Annotated in this window: 13 protein-coding genes; 10 read left to right on the forward strand and 3 right to left on the reverse strand. The window is 70.4% G+C overall.

What is annotated here, in order from left to right; all coding sequences use genetic code 11:
* Positions 1-119: 119 nt before the first annotated feature.
* From ACIHFE_RS07435 to ACIHFE_RS07445, 3 genes are all read left to right on the forward strand, one after another.
* Complete coding sequence (locus ACIHFE_RS07435) at positions 120-1,091, forward strand: TetR/AcrR family transcriptional regulator C-terminal domain-containing protein (protein ID WP_400104855.1); 972 nt, start codon at positions 120-122, stop codon at positions 1,089-1,091.
* A gap of 114 nt (positions 1,092-1,205) precedes the next feature.
* Complete coding sequence (locus ACIHFE_RS07440; protein ID WP_400104856.1) at positions 1,206-2,426, forward strand: cytochrome P450; 1,221 nt, start codon at positions 1,206-1,208, stop codon at positions 2,424-2,426.
* A gap of 20 nt (positions 2,427-2,446) precedes the next feature.
* The gene (locus ACIHFE_RS07445; protein ID WP_400104857.1) at positions 2,447-2,641 is read left to right on the forward strand and encodes a ferredoxin; all 195 of its coding nucleotides are present in this window, start codon (positions 2,447-2,449) and stop codon (positions 2,639-2,641) included.
* Here ACIHFE_RS07445 and ACIHFE_RS07450 read toward each other — a convergent pair.
* Positions 2,638-3,855, reverse strand: coding sequence for a PucR family transcriptional regulator (locus tag ACIHFE_RS07450; RefSeq protein ID WP_400104858.1), 1,218 nt, complete (start codon positions 3,853-3,855; stop codon positions 2,638-2,640). The two genes, ACIHFE_RS07445 and ACIHFE_RS07450, sit on opposite strands and share 4 nt — an antisense overlap.
* Before the next feature lie 178 nt (positions 3,856-4,033).
* Between ACIHFE_RS07450 and ACIHFE_RS07455 the strand changes: the two genes are divergently transcribed.
* From ACIHFE_RS07455 to ACIHFE_RS07465, 3 genes are all read left to right on the forward strand, one after another.
* Positions 4,034-4,960, forward strand: a complete 927-nt coding sequence (locus ACIHFE_RS07455) for a proline dehydrogenase family protein (protein ID WP_400104859.1) — start codon at positions 4,034-4,036, stop codon at positions 4,958-4,960.
* Between the two features lie 165 nt (positions 4,961-5,125).
* Positions 5,126-6,757 (forward strand): L-glutamate gamma-semialdehyde dehydrogenase, encoded by a 1,632-nt coding sequence (gene pruA / locus ACIHFE_RS07460; RefSeq protein WP_400104860.1) that lies wholly within the window; start codon positions 5,126-5,128, stop codon positions 6,755-6,757.
* 317 nt (positions 6,758-7,074) lie between these two features.
* Positions 7,075-7,218: a hypothetical protein gene (locus tag ACIHFE_RS07465; protein ID WP_400104861.1), complete on the forward strand. Its 144-nt coding sequence runs from the start codon at positions 7,075-7,077 to the stop codon at positions 7,216-7,218.
* Between the two features lie 112 nt (positions 7,219-7,330).
* Here ACIHFE_RS07465 and ACIHFE_RS07470 read toward each other — a convergent pair whose 3' ends face one another.
* Entirely contained in the window at positions 7,331-8,917 is a 1,587-nt protein-coding gene (locus ACIHFE_RS07470; RefSeq protein WP_400104862.1) for a purple acid phosphatase family protein, read from the reverse strand.
* A gap of 130 nt (positions 8,918-9,047) precedes the next feature.
* Here ACIHFE_RS07470 and ACIHFE_RS07475 point away from each other — a divergent pair, with 130 nt between their 5' ends.
* The 4 genes from ACIHFE_RS07475 to cimA all read left to right on the forward strand — a co-directional run bounded on the left by ACIHFE_RS07475 (position 9,048) and on the right by cimA (position 14,652).
* Positions 9,048-10,088 (forward strand): 3-isopropylmalate dehydrogenase, encoded by a 1,041-nt coding sequence (locus ACIHFE_RS07475; RefSeq protein ID WP_400104863.1) that lies wholly within the window; start codon positions 9,048-9,050, stop codon positions 10,086-10,088.
* Between the two features lie 161 nt (positions 10,089-10,249).
* Complete coding sequence (locus ACIHFE_RS07480) at positions 10,250-11,341, forward strand: branched-chain amino acid aminotransferase (RefSeq protein WP_400104864.1); 1,092 nt, start codon at positions 10,250-10,252, stop codon at positions 11,339-11,341.
* 101 nt (positions 11,342-11,442) lie between these two features.
* Complete coding sequence (locus ACIHFE_RS07485; protein WP_400104865.1) at positions 11,443-12,753, forward strand: MFS transporter; 1,311 nt, start codon at positions 11,443-11,445, stop codon at positions 12,751-12,753.
* A gap of 282 nt (positions 12,754-13,035) precedes the next feature.
* Positions 13,036-14,652, forward strand: a complete 1,617-nt coding sequence (gene cimA / locus ACIHFE_RS07490; RefSeq protein WP_400104866.1) for a citramalate synthase — start codon at positions 13,036-13,038, stop codon at positions 14,650-14,652.
* Position 14,653: 1 nt separating this feature from the next.
* Here the strand turns inward: cimA and ACIHFE_RS07495 are convergent, their stop codons facing one another.
* Entirely contained in the window at positions 14,654-15,298 is a 645-nt protein-coding gene (locus ACIHFE_RS07495; RefSeq protein WP_400104867.1) for a TetR/AcrR family transcriptional regulator, read from the reverse strand.
* Positions 15,299-15,339: the final 41 nt, after the last annotated feature.

The raw sequence follows: 15,339 nt of genomic DNA on the forward strand, positions 1-15,339 counted from the left end.
TACGCCGTACGTCGGCTGCCGGGAACGGTAGGCAGGTCGGCGTCAAGGTCACAACTTTCCTGGTGCCGAGGGTGGTTCACGCACTAGTGCACCCAAGGTGGCGGCGCTACCATCCCGGCATGAGTGCACTAGGACAGTCCGCGGGGCCGCCCTATCTCCGGATAGCCGCCGAGCTGCGCGATCGGATCGCCTCCGGTGAGCTGGGGGCGGGGGAGAAGATCCCTTCCACCCGGGGGATCACCCGGGAGTGGGGGGTGGCGATGGCCACCGCCACCAAGGCATTGGCGGTGCTGCGGCAGGAGGGGCTGGTGCGGGCCGTGCCCGGTGTCGGCACGGTGGTCGCCCCTCGGGTGGCGCCGCCGCCCCGGCCGCCGCGCCCGGCTGTGCACGGCGGCCGGGCGCGATCCCGGCCGGGGGAGCCCGCCGTCATGCGGGAACGCATCGTGGCCACGGCCGTCGCCATCGCCGACCGGCAGGGTTCGGCGGCGCTGTCCCTGCGGGCCATCGCCGCCGAACTCGGGCTCTCCACCATGGCCTTGTACCGGCATGTGTCGGGCAAGGGTGAGCTGGTGGAGTTGATGATGGACGCCGTCTTCGCCGGCCCGCTTCCGGAGCCGGCGCCCGCGCACTGGCGGGCCCGGCTGGAGGCGGGCGCCCGCCGCCAGTGGGCGCTGCACCGCGGACATCCCTGGCTGGCCAAGGCGATGTCCTTCACCCGGCCGCCGATGTCCCCGCACGCCATGGCCCATATGGAGTGGTCGATGGCCCCGCTGGTCGAACTCGGCCTGGACGTCGTCACCTTGCTGCATATCGCCGTCACGGTGGCGGGTTCGGTGCGGGCGGCGGCGATGGACCTGGAGGACGAGGTGCTGGCCCGGCAGGACACCGGGATGACCAGTGACGAGTGGATGACCGGCCGGATGGCCGAGTTCGATGCCCTGCTCTCCGGCGGGGACTTCCCGATGTACGGCCGGGTCGCCCAGGAGAAGGGGGATTTCTTCGGTCCCGACTCGATGTTTGAGTTCATGCTGGCCCGGCTGCTGGACGGCCTGGAGCCGCTGGTCGCCGAGCGGCGCCGGGGCCGCAGGTGAAGTCCCGGGCGAATCAGGGGGGTTGGCTGGTTTTGATGGGGCCTACTGGACGGCAGGGGCACCCCTCGTTCTACGGTTGCCTGAGGACACCAGTCCGTTTTCTGGGAGGTCGCCATGACCGAAACCGTCGCCTCTCCTACTTCCCTCACGCATCCGGCTCCCCAATGGCCGCAGGATCGCGGCTGTCCTTACCACCCGCCCACCGCCTACCCGCGTCCCGACGCCCAGCGCCCGATGACACGGGTGGCGCTCTGGGACGGCAGCCTGGTGTGGTTTGTCACCGGGCACGCCGAGGCCCGGGCGCTGCTGGCCGACCCACGGCTGTCCTCCGACCGCCATCGCCCGGAGTTCCCGGTGGTGATGGCCCGGCTGGCGGACCAGCGCACCGTTGAGCTGCCCCTGCTGGGGGTGGACGATCCCGAGCACAACCGCCAGCGCCGGATGCTGATCCCGCGCTTCGGCCTCAAGCAGATCACCGCTATGCGCCCGCGCATCCAGCAGATCGTGGACACCCTGATCGACCGGATGCTGGCCGGCGAGGGACGGGCCGACCTGGTCCCGGAGTTCGCCCTGCCGGTGCCGTCGATGGTGATCTGCGAACTGCTCGGAGTGCCCTATGCCGACCACGAGTTCTTCGAGTCCCGCTCCCGGGTGATGCTCAACGCGGACAGCCTCGAGGAGATCCGCACCGCCCGCGAGGACGTCAAGGCATACCTCCAGCGGCTGGTGGACGCCAAGCAGGCCGAGCCGGGACAGGGCCTGCTGGACGAACTGATCGCGGAACGGCTGGCCGAGGGCGCGCTGGACCGCGAGGAACTGGTCATGCTGGCCATGATCCTGCTGATCGCCGGTCATGAGACCACCGCCAACATGATCTCCCTGGGCACCTTCACCCTGCTGCAACACCCGGAGCAGCTGGCCGAGTTGCGGCAGCGTCCGGAGATCGTCCCGGGTGCCGTCGAGGAGTTGCTGCGCTATCTGTCCATCGCCGATGGAATGGTACGGGTGGCCACCGAGGACCTGGAGGTCGGCGGCGAGACGATCCGGGCCGGTGAGGGCGTGCTGATCGGCACCTCCGTGATCAACCGGGACCCGGCCGCGTACCAGGACCCGGACCGCCTCGATGTGCACCGCTCGGCCCGGCACCATGTGGCCTTCGGCTATGGCATACACCAATGCCTTGGCCAGAACCTCGCCCGGGTGGAGCTGGAAATAGCACTCTCCACGCTTTTCGCCCGTATCCCCACGCTCCGCCTGGCCGTTGCCCCCGATGAGGTGCCCGCCAAGCCCGGCGGCAGCATCCAAGGACTCTTCGCCCTCCCGGTCACCTGGTGACCGCAGAACGGAGCACCACCATGTCCCTGAGCATCGATTCCGGCCTCTGCATCGGTTCCGGCCAGTGCGCGCTGACCGCGCCCGCCGTCTTCGAGACGGACGACGACGGCTTCGGCGCCGTCCGCCCCGGCAAGGAGGACGGCGCCGGCGACCCCATGGTCAAGGAGGCGGTCCGGGCCTGCCCGGTGCGGGCCATCTCCTTCGAGGAGGGCTAGGACAGCCGGGCCGCCTTGAGCGTCATATGGAGCAGCAGCCGGTCCTCGCCATTGTCCAGATCGAGGCCGGTGAGCTGCTCCACCCGGGAGAGGCGGTAGTAGAGGGTCTGCCGGTGAATGCCCAGGGCCGCCGCCGCCCGGCCCGCCTGGCCCGCGCAGTCCAGATAGACCTCGGCGGTGCGGGCCAGTTCGGTGTGCGCCGTGGCCAGCAGCGGCCGTACCACCGGGTCGGCGGCGCGCTCGGCCGGCAGGGAGGTCAGCACCCGGTACGGGCCGATGGCCGACCATTCGGCCACCGGGCCCAGTCGGCGCTCCGCGCCCGCGGCCCGGGCGGCCGCCAGCGCCTCGCCCCAGGCGTCCGGCAGTTCGGCCAGGCCGCGGCGGGGACCGCCGATCCCGGCCGCCGCGAAGCCCGGTCCGGCCGCGGCCCGGGGCGAGTGCAGCAGCCGGTCGGCGGCCGCCCGGGCCGCCGCCGGGGAACTCAGCGCACGCAGCCGCACCAGGGCGGCCAGCGCCGCCGCGCCCCCGGGCAGACAGTCCGGGACCGCGCACAGGGCGGCCACCCCGGCCTGGGCCGCCACCGCCGAAGCCGGGCTCTCCGTGGTCTGCTGCTCCTCGGGGTCCTCCAGCTGCCAGGGGGCCACCGCCACCAGCGCCAGCGGTCCCTCGGCCGCCGTGCCGAGCGCCTCGCGCAGCGCGTCGCGCGCTGTCTCACGCCCGGCCGGGCGCGCGGTCAGCAGCTCGCGCAGCAGCTCACCCAGTTCCGCACCGGCCCGGGCCTCCGCCGCCAGCAGCGCGCCGATCCGGGCCGCCGTCTCCATGGCCTGGGTCACCCGGGGATCGGTGTCCGCCGGCCCCAGCTCCAGACCGGCCAGCTGCTCGTCGTCCAGCAGCCAGACATAGCCGTACACCACCCCCCGGTGCCGCACCGGCAGACAGATCCGGCCCTTGAACACCCCTGCCGCCGGGTCCGGCGGAATACGCAGCGGGGCCTGGGCCCGGGCGATGCCGAAGGCCTCGAACCAGGCCCGGACCGCCGCCGTCGACCGCCGCTGGAGGATGGAGCGGGTCCGCACCGGATCCATCGTCAGCTCCAGGTCCTCCCCGCCGTGCGCCCCGAAGGCGATCAGCCCGAAGTCCCGGTCCTCCAGCGTGGCGGGGGCGCCGAGCGTCGCCGAGATCTCGTCCACGAGTTGCTGGTACTCACCCCGCATACGCGCTCTTCTCCTTTCCGCCATCCTGCGCCGACCATTGTCATACAGATGTCTGAGATCCCGGCCACGGATGCGTGACAGCTGTCGATGGCTGGAAGGAGGGACGAATCCTAAGTTTCACGATGAGTTACGTATGCCGTCTTCCCCCGTGGAGCGGCCGTCATCGTGGAGGTGCCCAGTGCTGGGTCCCGTGCTGCTCGCCGCTTCGCGCAGCGATGCCATCCGCCGTATCGTTTCGGCCGCGCCGGTCACCCGGCCGGTGGTGGACCGTTTCGTCGCCGGCGAGGTCCTGGACGAGTCCATGGCCGCCGTGCGCTCGCTGAACGAGCGCGGCCTGGAGGTCACCCTCGACCACCTGGGCGAGGACATCACCGATGCCGCCGAGGCGCTGCGCACCCGCGATGCCTACCTCAAGCTCGCCGAGGCGCTGAAGACCGAGGGCCTGGGGGTGCGCGCCGAGATGTCGGTGAAGCTCTCCGCCTTCGGCCAGGCGCTGCCCGGCGGCCATGACCTGGCGCTGGCCAATGTCACCCCGGTCGTGGAGGCCGCCGCCGAGGCCGGCACCACGGTGACCCTGGACATGGAGGACCACACCACGGTCGACTCCACGCTGGCCATCCTGGCCGAGCTGCGCAAGCGCTTCCCGCAGACCGGCGCCGTGCTGCAGTCGTACCTGTTCCGCACCGAGGACGACTGCCACGCGCTGTCCGGCGAGGGCTCCCGGGTGCGGCTGGTCAAGGGCGCCTACAAGGAGCCCGCCTCGGTCGCCTACCAGGACAAGCGCGAGGTCGACCTGGCCTATGTCCGCTGCCTGAAGATCCTGATGGCCGGCCAGGGCTACCCGATGATCGGCTCCCATGACCCCCGCATGGTGGCCATCGCACAGGAGCTCGGCCGCCGCCACGGGCGCAAACTGGATGAGTACGAGTTCCAGATGCTGTACGGCATCCGCGAGGCCGAGCAGCAGCGGCTCGTCGCCGAGGGCCACCGCATGCGGGTGTACATCCCGTACGGCACCGACTGGTACGGCTACTTCATGCGGCGCCTGGCGGAGCGCCCGGCCAACCTGGCGTTCTTCCTGCGGTCCCTGGTGACGCGCGGCTGAGCATGTCGGTTGCCGCAACGGCACCGCCATTACGGCCGTGACTCCGCCCCTATGGGGCTCTTCACTCGGCTGAGAGACAACCTCATGACGGACAAGCCCTGCCCGATGCCAATCGCGGCACACACTCAACGTAGCAGGGGCGTCGCTCTGGAGAAGGAGAAATAAATGGATGCCGTGACCCAGGTCCCCGCGCCGGTCAACGAGCCGGTGCACACCTACGCCCCCGGTTCCCCGGAGCGCGCCCGCCTCGAGGCCAAGCTCAAGGAGCTGGCCGGCAACCCCATCGACCTGCCGATGACCATCGGCGGCGTCAAGCGCATGGGCGGCGGCGCCGAGTTCCAGGTGGTGCAGCCGCACAACCACCGCGCCGTGCTGGGCACCTACCGCAACGCCACACAGCAGGACGCCCAGGACGCCATTGACGCGGCGCTGGCCGCCGCCCCGGCCTGGCGGGCGATGTCCTTCGACGACCGCGCCGCGATCATCCTGCGGGCCGCCGAGCTGCTGGCCGGCCCCTGGCGCGAGACCATGGCCGCCTCCACCATGCTGGGCCAGTCCAAGACCGCCCAGCAGGCCGAGATCGACACCCCCTGTGAGCTGGTCGACTTCTGGCGGTTCAATGTCCACTTCGCCCGCCAGATCCTGGCCGAGCAGCCGGTGGCCAACTCCGCCGGGGTGTGGAACCGCAGCGACCACCGTCCGCTGGAGGGCTTTGTCTACGCGATCACGCCCTTCAACTTCACCGCCATCGCGGGCAACCTGCCCACCGCCCCGGCCCTGATGGGCAATGTGGTGGTCTGGAAGCCGTCCCCGACCCAGACCCACTCCGCGGTGCTGCTGATGCAGCTGCTGGAGGAGGCCGGACTGCCCAAGGGCGTCATCAACCTGGTGACCGGTGACGGCCTCGAGGTCTCCGAAGTGGCCCTGAACCACCCGGAGCTGGCGGGCATCCACTTCACCGGCTCGACCAAGACCTTCCAGTACCTGTGGAAGACGGTCGGCAACAACATCGAGAAGTACCGCTCCTACCCGCGCCTGGTCGGCGAGACCGGCGGCAAGGACTTCGTGGTGGCGCACCCCAGCGCCGACCCGGCGGTGCTCAAGACCGCGCTGACCCGGGGCTCCTTCGAGTTCCAGGGCCAGAAGTGTTCGGCCTCCTCCCGCGCCTACGTCCCGCGCTCCATCTGGGAGAACGGCTTCAAGGAGGAGTTCTGCGCCGAGGTCGACGGCATCACCATGGGCGATGTCAGCGACCTGTCGCACTTCATCGGCGCCGTGATCGACGAGCGGGCCTTCGCCAAGAACAAGGCGGCCATCGACCGCGCCAAGGCGGACCCGTCCTGCGAGATCATCGCCGGCGGCACCTATGACGACTCGGTCGGCTACTTCGTCCGCCCGACCGTCATCGAGTGCACCGACCCGGCCAACGAGGTGTTCACCACCGAGTACTTCGGCCCGATCCTGGCCGTCCACGTCTACGAGGACGCCGACTTCGAGGCCATGCTGGCCCAGATGGAGTCCGTCTCGGCCTATGCGCTGACCGGTTCCGTCATCGCCAAGGACCGGGCGGCGGCCGCCGACGCCATGGCCAAGCTGCGGTTCGCCGCGGGCAACTTCTACATCAACGACAAGTCGACCGGTGCCGTGGTCGGCCAGCAGCCCTTCGGTGGCGGCCGGGCCTCCGGCACCAACGACAAGGCCGGTGCGGCGTCCAACCTGACGCGCTGGATCTCCACCCGCTCCATCAAGGAGACGCTGGTCCCGCCGACCGACTACGGCTACCCGCACATGGGCTGATCCCGGCCCCGTGTGAGCCCCGCCCCCGACCGGTTTCCCAGCCGGCCGGGGGCGGCGTCGTTTCCGGCGGTCCCCTCCGTCTGCCGTCTCAGATAGTAGGAAGTCCCACTAAAAAGCGAGACAGCGGCGAGGCGCTGGCTTAGCGTGGAAGGAGCCGAAGCCCCCGCTCCATCGAGCGCCGGCGGTCGAGGCCGGGCACATCTGTGCAGGTGACCCCTGCGGAGCCCGGGCCCCCGCCCCCCTTCTCGGCTGTCACCCCCACTTCATCTCCACCTCGCACCGACCCCTTCACGGAGCCCAGCAAGAGGAGACCAGCCATGGCCGAGACCGCCGTCCGCAGGACCCGCCGCGCCGCCCGCCGGGCCGACAACGCCCAGCGCCAGGCCGACCGGGTGAACGCCGCCGAGGCACTCCAGCGCGCCCTCGACCGCCGCGACAACGGCGGCGCCACCGGTCACTGAGCGACTACCGCCCGGGGCGGGTCACCGCACGGTGCTGGCTCTTCGAGGTTCCGCTCCGCGTCACCTCACGGTGCTAGCTCTTCGAAGTTCCGCTCCGCGTCACCTCACGGTGCTAGTTCTTCGAGGTTCCGCTCCGCGTCACCTCGAAGTGATCGATCCGCTCCCCGCTCTCCGCCAGCGCCGTCACCCGCAGCCGTGGGTGGCGGCCCGGCTCGGCCTCCACGGCCAGGAACGAGTAGCCGGTGTAGCGCACCCGGGACCACTCCACCTTCTCGGTGCTCTTCTCACCACTCTTGGTCCAGTGGTAGGTGGTGACGCTCTCCTGGTCCTTGACGTGGCCCTCATAGCTGTCCGGGGCCGGGAAGTCATAGAGCGACTTGCCCGCGCCGCCCGCGGTGACATAGACGATGCCGTCCCTGGAGGAGTCCAGGGAGGCGCCGATGGGCACCTTGCGGCTGACCCGGCGGCCCTTGATGGCGTCGGTGCGCTCATAGACGTGGTTGTGGCCGTTGATGACCAGGTCCACCTTGTACTTCTCGAACAGGGGCACCCACAGGTCCTGCACTCCTCCGTCGGAGGCATGACCGTTGGTGGTGGAGAAGGCGCAGTGGTGGAAGAACACCACGATGAAGTCGATGCCCTTGCGGGACCGCAGCTCCCGCAGCCGCCGGTCCAGCCAGGCGGTCTGCCGGCCATGGCTGTAGCCGGTGTTGGCGGTGATCTCGTAGGAGACGTCATTGGCGTCCAGCGAGACCACGGCGACATTGCCGTAGGTGAAGGAGTAGACGCCCGGCGAGTGCTTGGCGTCGAAGCCGTTGTCCGGCAGCGTCCAGCGGGCCAGTTGGCCGCCGTAGCCGTCGGGGGAGTACCAGGCCTCCATGTCGTGGTTGCCGGTGGCGATCATCCATGGCACCGACTTGGCCACCGACTCGGTCTGGGCCAGGAAGTTGTCCCACTTACGGGCGTCGTAGGCATCGTCGGGCTTGCCCGCGCCGTCGTCGTCGGCGTAGCAGATGTCGCCCGCGTGCAGATGGAAGGCCGGGTTCTGGCCCAGGATCAACTGGTCGTTGGCCAGCGCATGGTAGCTGACGCCCTGGTCGCCGAAGGCGGTGAAGGTGAACTTCTCGGCCTGGGTGGGCGCCGTGCGGAAGGTGCCTATGGTGCCGAAGTGGCGCGGGTCGGCCGGGTCGAAGCCGGCGTGGCCGACCCCGTAGTAATAGGTCTGCCCGGGGCGGAGGTTGTCCAGGGCGGCGTGCAGGTAGTACTGCTCCACGCTCGGCAGCTTCTTGGTGAGCGCGGGGGTGTGCAGGTGCCGCACCTCGGCGTCGATCCGGTGGCTGAGGTCCCAGGGCTTCAACCCCACCCGGACATAGGGCTTCTTGACCGCGAAGGGCACCTGCCAGGAGATGCGCATCTGGGTCCTGGGGTCGGCGCCGAAGGCCAGGTGGCGGCCGAACGGCGCCACCAGCGAACCGTCCACTCTGCTGGTGGCGGCGGAGCCGATCAGCGTGGGGGAAAGCGGCTGTGCGTAGGCCCCGTTGCCGGCCAGCAGGCCGGAGCCGGCCGCCGCGGTCGCGGTGACGGCCCCGGCGCGCAGCATGCCGCGGCGGGTGAACTTGCCGCGCAGGTACTCGTGTTGCTCGGCCATCGTCATCCGGGCGGCGAGCCGGTCGGGAATGCCCACTCGTGGTGTGTCCATGCGGCGAAACGTGCCAGGAAACGACGACCGGGTCACATACTCCAGTTGAACGGCGGCTGACCGAATGGCAACGTGTCCGAATAATGGACGGTGCGTGTCATCCAGCGGGACGGGAGAGTACGGTCCGGTTATGTCTCGCAGCATTCGTCTCGCAGTGATCCCCGGTGACGGCATCGGCCCCGAAGTCGTGGCCCAGGGACTCAAGGTCCTGACCGCGGTCCTCCCCCCGGACATCAAGCTGGAGACCCGGGAGTACGACCTGGGCGCCCGGCGCTGGCACGCCACCGGCGAGACCCTGCCGGATGCCGAACTGGAGTCGCTGCGTGGGCACGACGCCATCCTGCTGGGCGCCGTCGGCGACCCCTCGGTGCCCTCCGGGGTGCTGGAGCGCGGGCTGCTGCTCAAGCTGCGGTTCGCCTTCGACCACTACGTCAACCTGCGCCCGTCCAGGCTCTACCCCGGCACCGCCTCCCCGCTGGCCGGACGGCCGGAGATCGACTTCGTGGTGGTCCGGGAGGGCACCGAGGGCCCGTACACCGGCAATGGCGGCTCGCTGCGCACCGGCACCCCCGCCGAGGTGGCCACCGAGGTGAGCGTCAACACGGCCTTCGGGGTGGAGCGGGTGGTGCGCGACGCCTATGCCCGCGCCCAGGCCCGGCCCCGCAAGAAGCTCACCCTGGTGCACAAGAACAATGTCCTGGTGCACGCCGGGCATCTGTGGAAGAACGTCTTCGACCGGGTGGGCCGGGAGTTCCCCGAGGTCTCCACCGACTATCTGCATGTGGACGCGGCCACCATCTTCCTGGTCACCCAGCCCGAGCGGTTCGATGTGATCGTCACCGACAACCTCTTCGGTGACATCCTCACCGACCTGGCCGCCGCCGTCTCCGGCGGCATCGGCACCGCCGCCTCTGGCAACATCAACCCCGAGGGCACCTTCCCCTCCATGTTCGAGCCGGTGCACGGCTCGGCGCCGGATATCGCGGGCACCGGGCAGGCCGACCCGACCGCCACCGTGCTCTCGGTGGCACTGCTCCTGCGCCACCTGGGACTGAAGGCGGAGGCCGGGCGGATCGAGTCGGCGGTGGCGGCCGATCTGGCCGGGCGCGGCCAGGCGGTACGGACCACCGACCAGATCGGGGACGCCCTGGCCACGGCGGCCGCCCGCTGACCGCTCGCGCACAGGTTTCCCCACACGTTTCCCAAGGTGTGCCCCGCGAGCAATAATCGAACGCGAGGCCGCCAGCGAGGCACGCTCGAAGTCCCCGGGCGTCCGAAGGGAACGCAAGCGAGCGCGGTCCGCCGCACACCGAAGCCGAAGGACACGCATCCATGACGACGCCGCTCACCATCGAGCTCAAGCCCACCTCGCAGCCGCTGCCGGACGCGGCCCGCCAGGGGATCCTCGCCGACCCCGGCTTCGGCCGGCACTTCACCGACCACATGGTCACCGTCAAGTGGACCGAGGGCCGGGGCTGGCACGACGCCGAGCTGGTGCCCTACGCTCCGCTGTCGCTGGACCCGGCGAACATGACCCTGCACTACGGGCAGGGGATCTTCGAGGGGCTCAAGGCGTACCGTCAGCCCGACGGCTCGATCGCCACCTTCCGCCCGGAGGAGAACGCCAAGCGCTTCCAGGCCTCCGCCCGCCGGCTGGCCATGCCGGAGCTGCCGGTGGAGACCTTCATCGCGGCCTGCGACGCCCTGGTCAAGCAGGACAAGGCCTGGGTGCCGGCTTCCGGTGAGGCGTCCCTCTACCTGCGCCCGTTCATGATCGCCACCGAGGTGGGGCTGGGTGTCCGGCCGTCCAACGAGTACCTCTTCGTGGTGATCGCCTCGCCGGCCGGCGCCTACTTCTCCGGTGGCGTCAGGCCGGTCTCGGTGTGGCTCTCCGAGGAGTACGTCCGGGCCGCCCCCGGCGGCACCGGCGCCGCCAAGTGCGCCGGGAACTACGCCGCTTCCCTGGTCGCCCAGGCGCAGGCCATGGAGCACGGCTGCGACCAGGTGGTCTGGCTGGACGCCGTGGAGCGCCGCTGGATCGAGGAGATGGGCGGGATGAACCTGTACTTTGTGCACGGCGACCGCATCGTCACCCCCGAGCTCACCGGCTCACTGCTGCCCGGCATCACCCGCGCCTCGCTGCTGCGGATCGCCGAGGACCTGGGCTATGAGGTCAGCGAGGGCCGGATCTCGGTGGACGACTGGAAGAACGGCAACGCCGACGGCTCGCTGACCGAGGTGTTCGCCTGCGGCACCGCCGCCGTGATCACTCCGGTCGGTTCGGTGAAGTCCGCCCGGGGCGGCTGGACCATCGGTGACGGGCAGCCCGGCGAGGTCACCATGAAGCTGCGCAAGGCACTGCTGGAGATCCAGACCGGTGCGGCCGAGGACACCCACGGCTGGATGCACCGCCTGGGCCGGTAACGCCCGTAGCAGCGCGCGCCGACCGCAACGCACGCAAGTACGCTTGATCGTTGCCGTCTTTCCCCTTGCCGTGCGGGTCGCCGTCCACGACGGTGATCCGCATGGACGCGCACTGGAAGAAGATCTTGATCGGGTCGGCCGGCAACATGGTCGAGTGGTTCGACTGGTTCGTCTACGCCGTCTTCGCGAGCTACTTCGCCAACTCCTTCTTCCCCAAGGGAAATGACACCGCCAACCTGATGAACACCGCCGGCATCTTCGCCGTCGGATTCTTTATGCGCCCGGTGGGCGGCTGGCTGCTGGGGCGGGTCGGGGACCGGCGGGGCCGCAAGGCGGCGCTGACGCTGACCGTCAGCCTGATGTCCGCCTCCGCGGTGCTGATCGCCGCCGCCCCCACCTATGCGGTGGCCGGCTACGGCGGGGTGGCGGTGCTGCTGCTGGCCCGGCTGCTGCAAGGGCTGTCGGTGGGCGGGGAGTACGCGGCCAGCGCCACCTATCTCACCGAGGCATCCGCCCCCGGCCGCCGCGGCTTCGCCTCCAGCTTCCAGTACGTCTCCATGACCGCGGGCCAGATCCTGGGCCTGGGCCTGCAGATCCTCTTCCAGCACACCCTGACCAAGTCCCAGCTGAACGACTGGGGTTGGCGGATCCCCTTTGTGGTGGGCGCGGCCGGCGCGGCCGTCATCTTCTATCTGCGGCGCAACATGCTGGAGACCGAGGCGTACCAGGAGAGCGGCGCCACCGAGGACGAACGGGGCACCATCCGGGCGCTGTTGCGGCACAAGCGGGAGGCGCTGCTGGTGGTCGCACTCACCATGGGCGGCACGGTGGCGTACTACACCTACACCACCTACCTCACCAAGTACCTCTCCAACAGCGCCGGGATGGCCAAGCCGACCGCCAGCCTGGTGAGCTTCTGCGCCCTGGTGGTCTTCGCCGCGCTGCAGCCGCTGGCGGGCGCGCTCTCGGACCGGATCGGCCGCCGCCCGCTGCTGATCACCTTCGCGGTGGGCGCCACCTTCCTCACCGTGCCGGTCATGACCCTGCTGAAGCACGCCGGCAGCTTCTGGCCGGCCCTGGGGCTCTCCCTGCTGGGGCTGGTGATCGTCACCGGCTACACCTCGATCAACGCCTGTGTGAAGGCCGAGCTGTTCCCCACCGGGGTGCGGGCGCTGGGCGTCGCCCTGCCCTATGCGCTGGCCACCGCGCTGTTCGGCGGGACGGCCGAATATGTGGCGCTGTGGTTCAAGAAGGCCGGCCTGGAGTCCGGTTACTACTGGTATGTGGCGGGCTGTGCGGCCGTCTCCCTGGTGGTCTACCTCACCATGCGGGAGACCCGGGACATCGACCTCACCCATGTGGGGCGGGATGAGACCGGGGCGGCCCAGCCGGACGCGGTGCCCGCATCGTGAGACGGCTCGCCACGCGGGCGGCCGCTCATGGCAGCATGCCGCTCATGCTCCGGCTGGCCATGATTATCGGCAGCAGGCGCGCCGGTCCGCAGTGACCGCCCCGTACCACCCGTAACGGCGCGGACACCGTGTCCCACGACCCGCGCGCAGACCTCTCGCACCCGCGAGAGGTCTTCTTGTTTCCCGGCCCACCAGGCGGGGGAACGGAGCGCGCGAGGTCACCGGGGGACGGTGGAACCGGTTATTCCGGTAGACCGAGATCCCGACAGGAGTCACAGCGAGATGACCCAGGCACCGCAGGGGCCCGCCCCCGCTGACGAGGGCTTCCACATCTTCGACACCACCCTGCGCGACGGCGCCCAGCGCGAGGGGATCAACCTCACCGTCGCGGACAAGCTGACCATCGCCCGGCACCTGGACGACTTCGGCGTGGGCTATATCGAGGGCGGCTGGCCCGGGGCCAACCCCAGGGACACCGAGTTCTTCCAACGGGCCCGAAAAGAGATCGACTTCCGGCACGCCCGGCTGGTCGCCTTCGGCGCCACCCGCCGGGCCGGGGTACGGGCCGAGGACGACCCCCAGGTGACCGCGCTGCTCCGGTCCGGGGCGCCGGTCATCACCCTGGTCGCCAAGTCCCATGACCGGCATGTGGAACTCGCGCTGCGCACCACGCTGGAGGAGAACCTGGCCATGGTGCGCGACACCGTGGCGTACCTGAGGGCGCAGGGGCGGCGGGTGTTCGTGGACTGCGAGCACTTCTTCGACGGCTACCGCGCCAACCCCGGCTATGCCGCCCAGGTGGTGCGCACCGCGGCCGAGGCCGGTGCCGAGGTGGTGGTGCTCTGCGACACCAACGGCGGCATGCTGCCCGCCCAGGTGGGCGCCGTGGTGCGCACGGTGCTCGCCGACACCGGCGCCCGGCTGGGCATCCACGCCCAGGACGACACCGGCTGCGCGGTGGCCAACACCCTGGCCGCGGTGGACGCCGGAGCCACCCATGTGCAGTGCACCGCCAATGGCTACGGCGAACGGGTCGGCAACGCCAACCTGTTCCCGGTGGTCGCCGCGCTGGAGCTGAAGTACGGCCGACGGGTGCTGCCCCAGGGCGCGTTGACGGAGATGACCCGCATCTCGCACGCCATCGCCGAGGTCGTCAACCTCACGCCCTCCACCCACCAGCCCTATGTGGGGGTGTCCGCCTTCGCACACAAGGCCGGGCTGCACGCCTCCGCGATCAAGGTGGACCCGGACCTGTACCAGCACATCGCCCCCGAACTGGTCGGCAACACCATGCGGATGCTGGTCTCCGACATGGCCGGCCGGGCCTCGGTGGAGCTCAAGGGCAAGGAGCTGGGCGTCGAGCTGGGCGGCGACCGGGAGCTGATCGGCCGGGTGGTGGAGCGCGTCAAGGAGCGGGAGGCGCGCGGCTACACCTATGAGGCGGCCGACGCCTCCTTCGAACTGCTGCTGCGCGAGGAGGCGACCGGGCGGGCGCTGCGCTACTACCAGGTGGAGTCCTGGCGGGCGATCGTCGAGGACCGCCCGGACGGCACCCACGCCAATGAGGCCACCGTCAAGCTCTGGGCCAAGGGCGAGCGGATCGTGGCCACGGCGGAGGGCAACGGTCCGGTCAACGCCCTGGACCGGGCGCTGCGTTCGGCGCTGGAGCGGATCTATCCCCAGCTGGCCGCGCTGCGGCTGACCGACTACAAGGTGCGCATCCTGGAGGGCTCGATGGGCACCGGCTCCATCACCCGGGTGCTGGTCTCCACCGGGGACGAGAACGGCGAGTGGTCCACGGTGGGGGTCGCCGAGAATGTGATCGCCGCCTCCTGGCAGGCGCTGGACGACGCCTATGCCTATGGGCTGTGGCGGGCGGGGGCCGAGCCACAGGAGTGACTCAGCGAAGCTGCCGGGACAGGCCGCTCTCCAGCAGACCGAAGGCGGCGTCCGCCTCCCGGTGGGCTTCGCGCAGCATCTCCTCGCGGCTCCGGCTCCCGGACAGCCGCCGCCAGTTGTCCCGGGCCAGCAGGTGCTGCACCGCGATGATCTGGACGGCCGCCAGCCGGGCGGTCAGCTCATCGGCGCCCGCGGTCTGCCACAGCGCCTCGGCCAGGGCCTGTTCGTCCACGGCGGTGTAGGCGGGCAGCCGGGCGACCAGGGCGGGGGTGGTGTAGAGCATGTCCCGGAAGGCCGCCACGGCCGGGATGTCGCACAGTCCGGTGACCGGCTCCCAGTTGTCGAGCCCGGCGTGGAAGTGGGCGCGCAGGGCGGCGACCGCCGGCTGGTCCGGGGCCCGTTCGCGCACCACCTGGGCCGCCTCGCCCTGGTGGTCGGCGATGCGGTGCAGGACGAGGTCCTCCTTGCTGGGGAAGTAGCGGAACAGGGTCGGCTTGGACACCTCCGCCGCGGCCGCCACATCCGCCACCGACACCCGGTCGAAGCCATGCTCCAGGAAGAGCGCGATGGCGGTCTCCGACAGCGTCTGCCGGGTACGGCGCTTCTTGCGCTCGCGCAGTCCCTCGGTGATCGGTCCCTCCGTCATGGGGCCGACCTTATCAGACACACCTTAACTGGGAAACTTTT

The sequence above is a fragment of the Streptomyces sp. NPDC052396 genome (assembly GCF_044593195.1).
Classification (GTDB): domain Bacteria; phylum Actinomycetota; class Actinomycetes; order Streptomycetales; family Streptomycetaceae; genus Streptomyces.

What these genes read in the sequence shown, in the direction of transcription:
- cimA (WP_400104866.1), top strand. Translation starts at nt 13,036, where the DNA reads ATGACCCAGGCACCGCAGGGGCCCGCCCCCGCTGACGAGGGCTTCCAC.
- ACIHFE_RS07465 (WP_400104861.1), top strand. Translation starts at nt 7,075, where the DNA reads ATGGCCGAGACCGCCGTCCGCAGGACCCGCCGCGCCGCCCGCCGGGCC.
- ACIHFE_RS07440 (WP_400104856.1), top strand. Translation starts at nt 1,206, where the DNA reads ATGACCGAAACCGTCGCCTCTCCTACTTCCCTCACGCATCCGGCTCCC.
- ACIHFE_RS07480 (WP_400104864.1), top strand. Translation starts at nt 10,250, where the DNA reads ATGACGACGCCGCTCACCATCGAGCTCAAGCCCACCTCGCAGCCGCTG.
- ACIHFE_RS07435 (WP_400104855.1), top strand. Translation starts at nt 120, where the DNA reads ATGAGTGCACTAGGACAGTCCGCGGGGCCGCCCTATCTCCGGATAGCC.
- ACIHFE_RS07475 (WP_400104863.1), top strand. Translation starts at nt 9,048, where the DNA reads ATGTCTCGCAGCATTCGTCTCGCAGTGATCCCCGGTGACGGCATCGGC.
- ACIHFE_RS07485 (WP_400104865.1), top strand. Translation starts at nt 11,443, where the DNA reads ATGGACGCGCACTGGAAGAAGATCTTGATCGGGTCGGCCGGCAACATG.
- ACIHFE_RS07495 (WP_400104867.1), bottom strand. Translation starts at nt 15,298, where the DNA reads ATGACGGAGGGACCGATCACCGAGGGACTGCGCGAGCGCAAGAAGCGC.
- pruA (WP_400104860.1), top strand. Translation starts at nt 5,126, where the DNA reads ATGGATGCCGTGACCCAGGTCCCCGCGCCGGTCAACGAGCCGGTGCAC.
- ACIHFE_RS07450 (WP_400104858.1), bottom strand. Translation starts at nt 3,855, where the DNA reads ATGCGGGGTGAGTACCAGCAACTCGTGGACGAGATCTCGGCGACGCTC.
- ACIHFE_RS07445 (WP_400104857.1), top strand. Translation starts at nt 2,447, where the DNA reads ATGTCCCTGAGCATCGATTCCGGCCTCTGCATCGGTTCCGGCCAGTGC.
- ACIHFE_RS07470 (WP_400104862.1), bottom strand. Translation starts at nt 8,917, where the DNA reads ATGGACACACCACGAGTGGGCATTCCCGACCGGCTCGCCGCCCGGATG.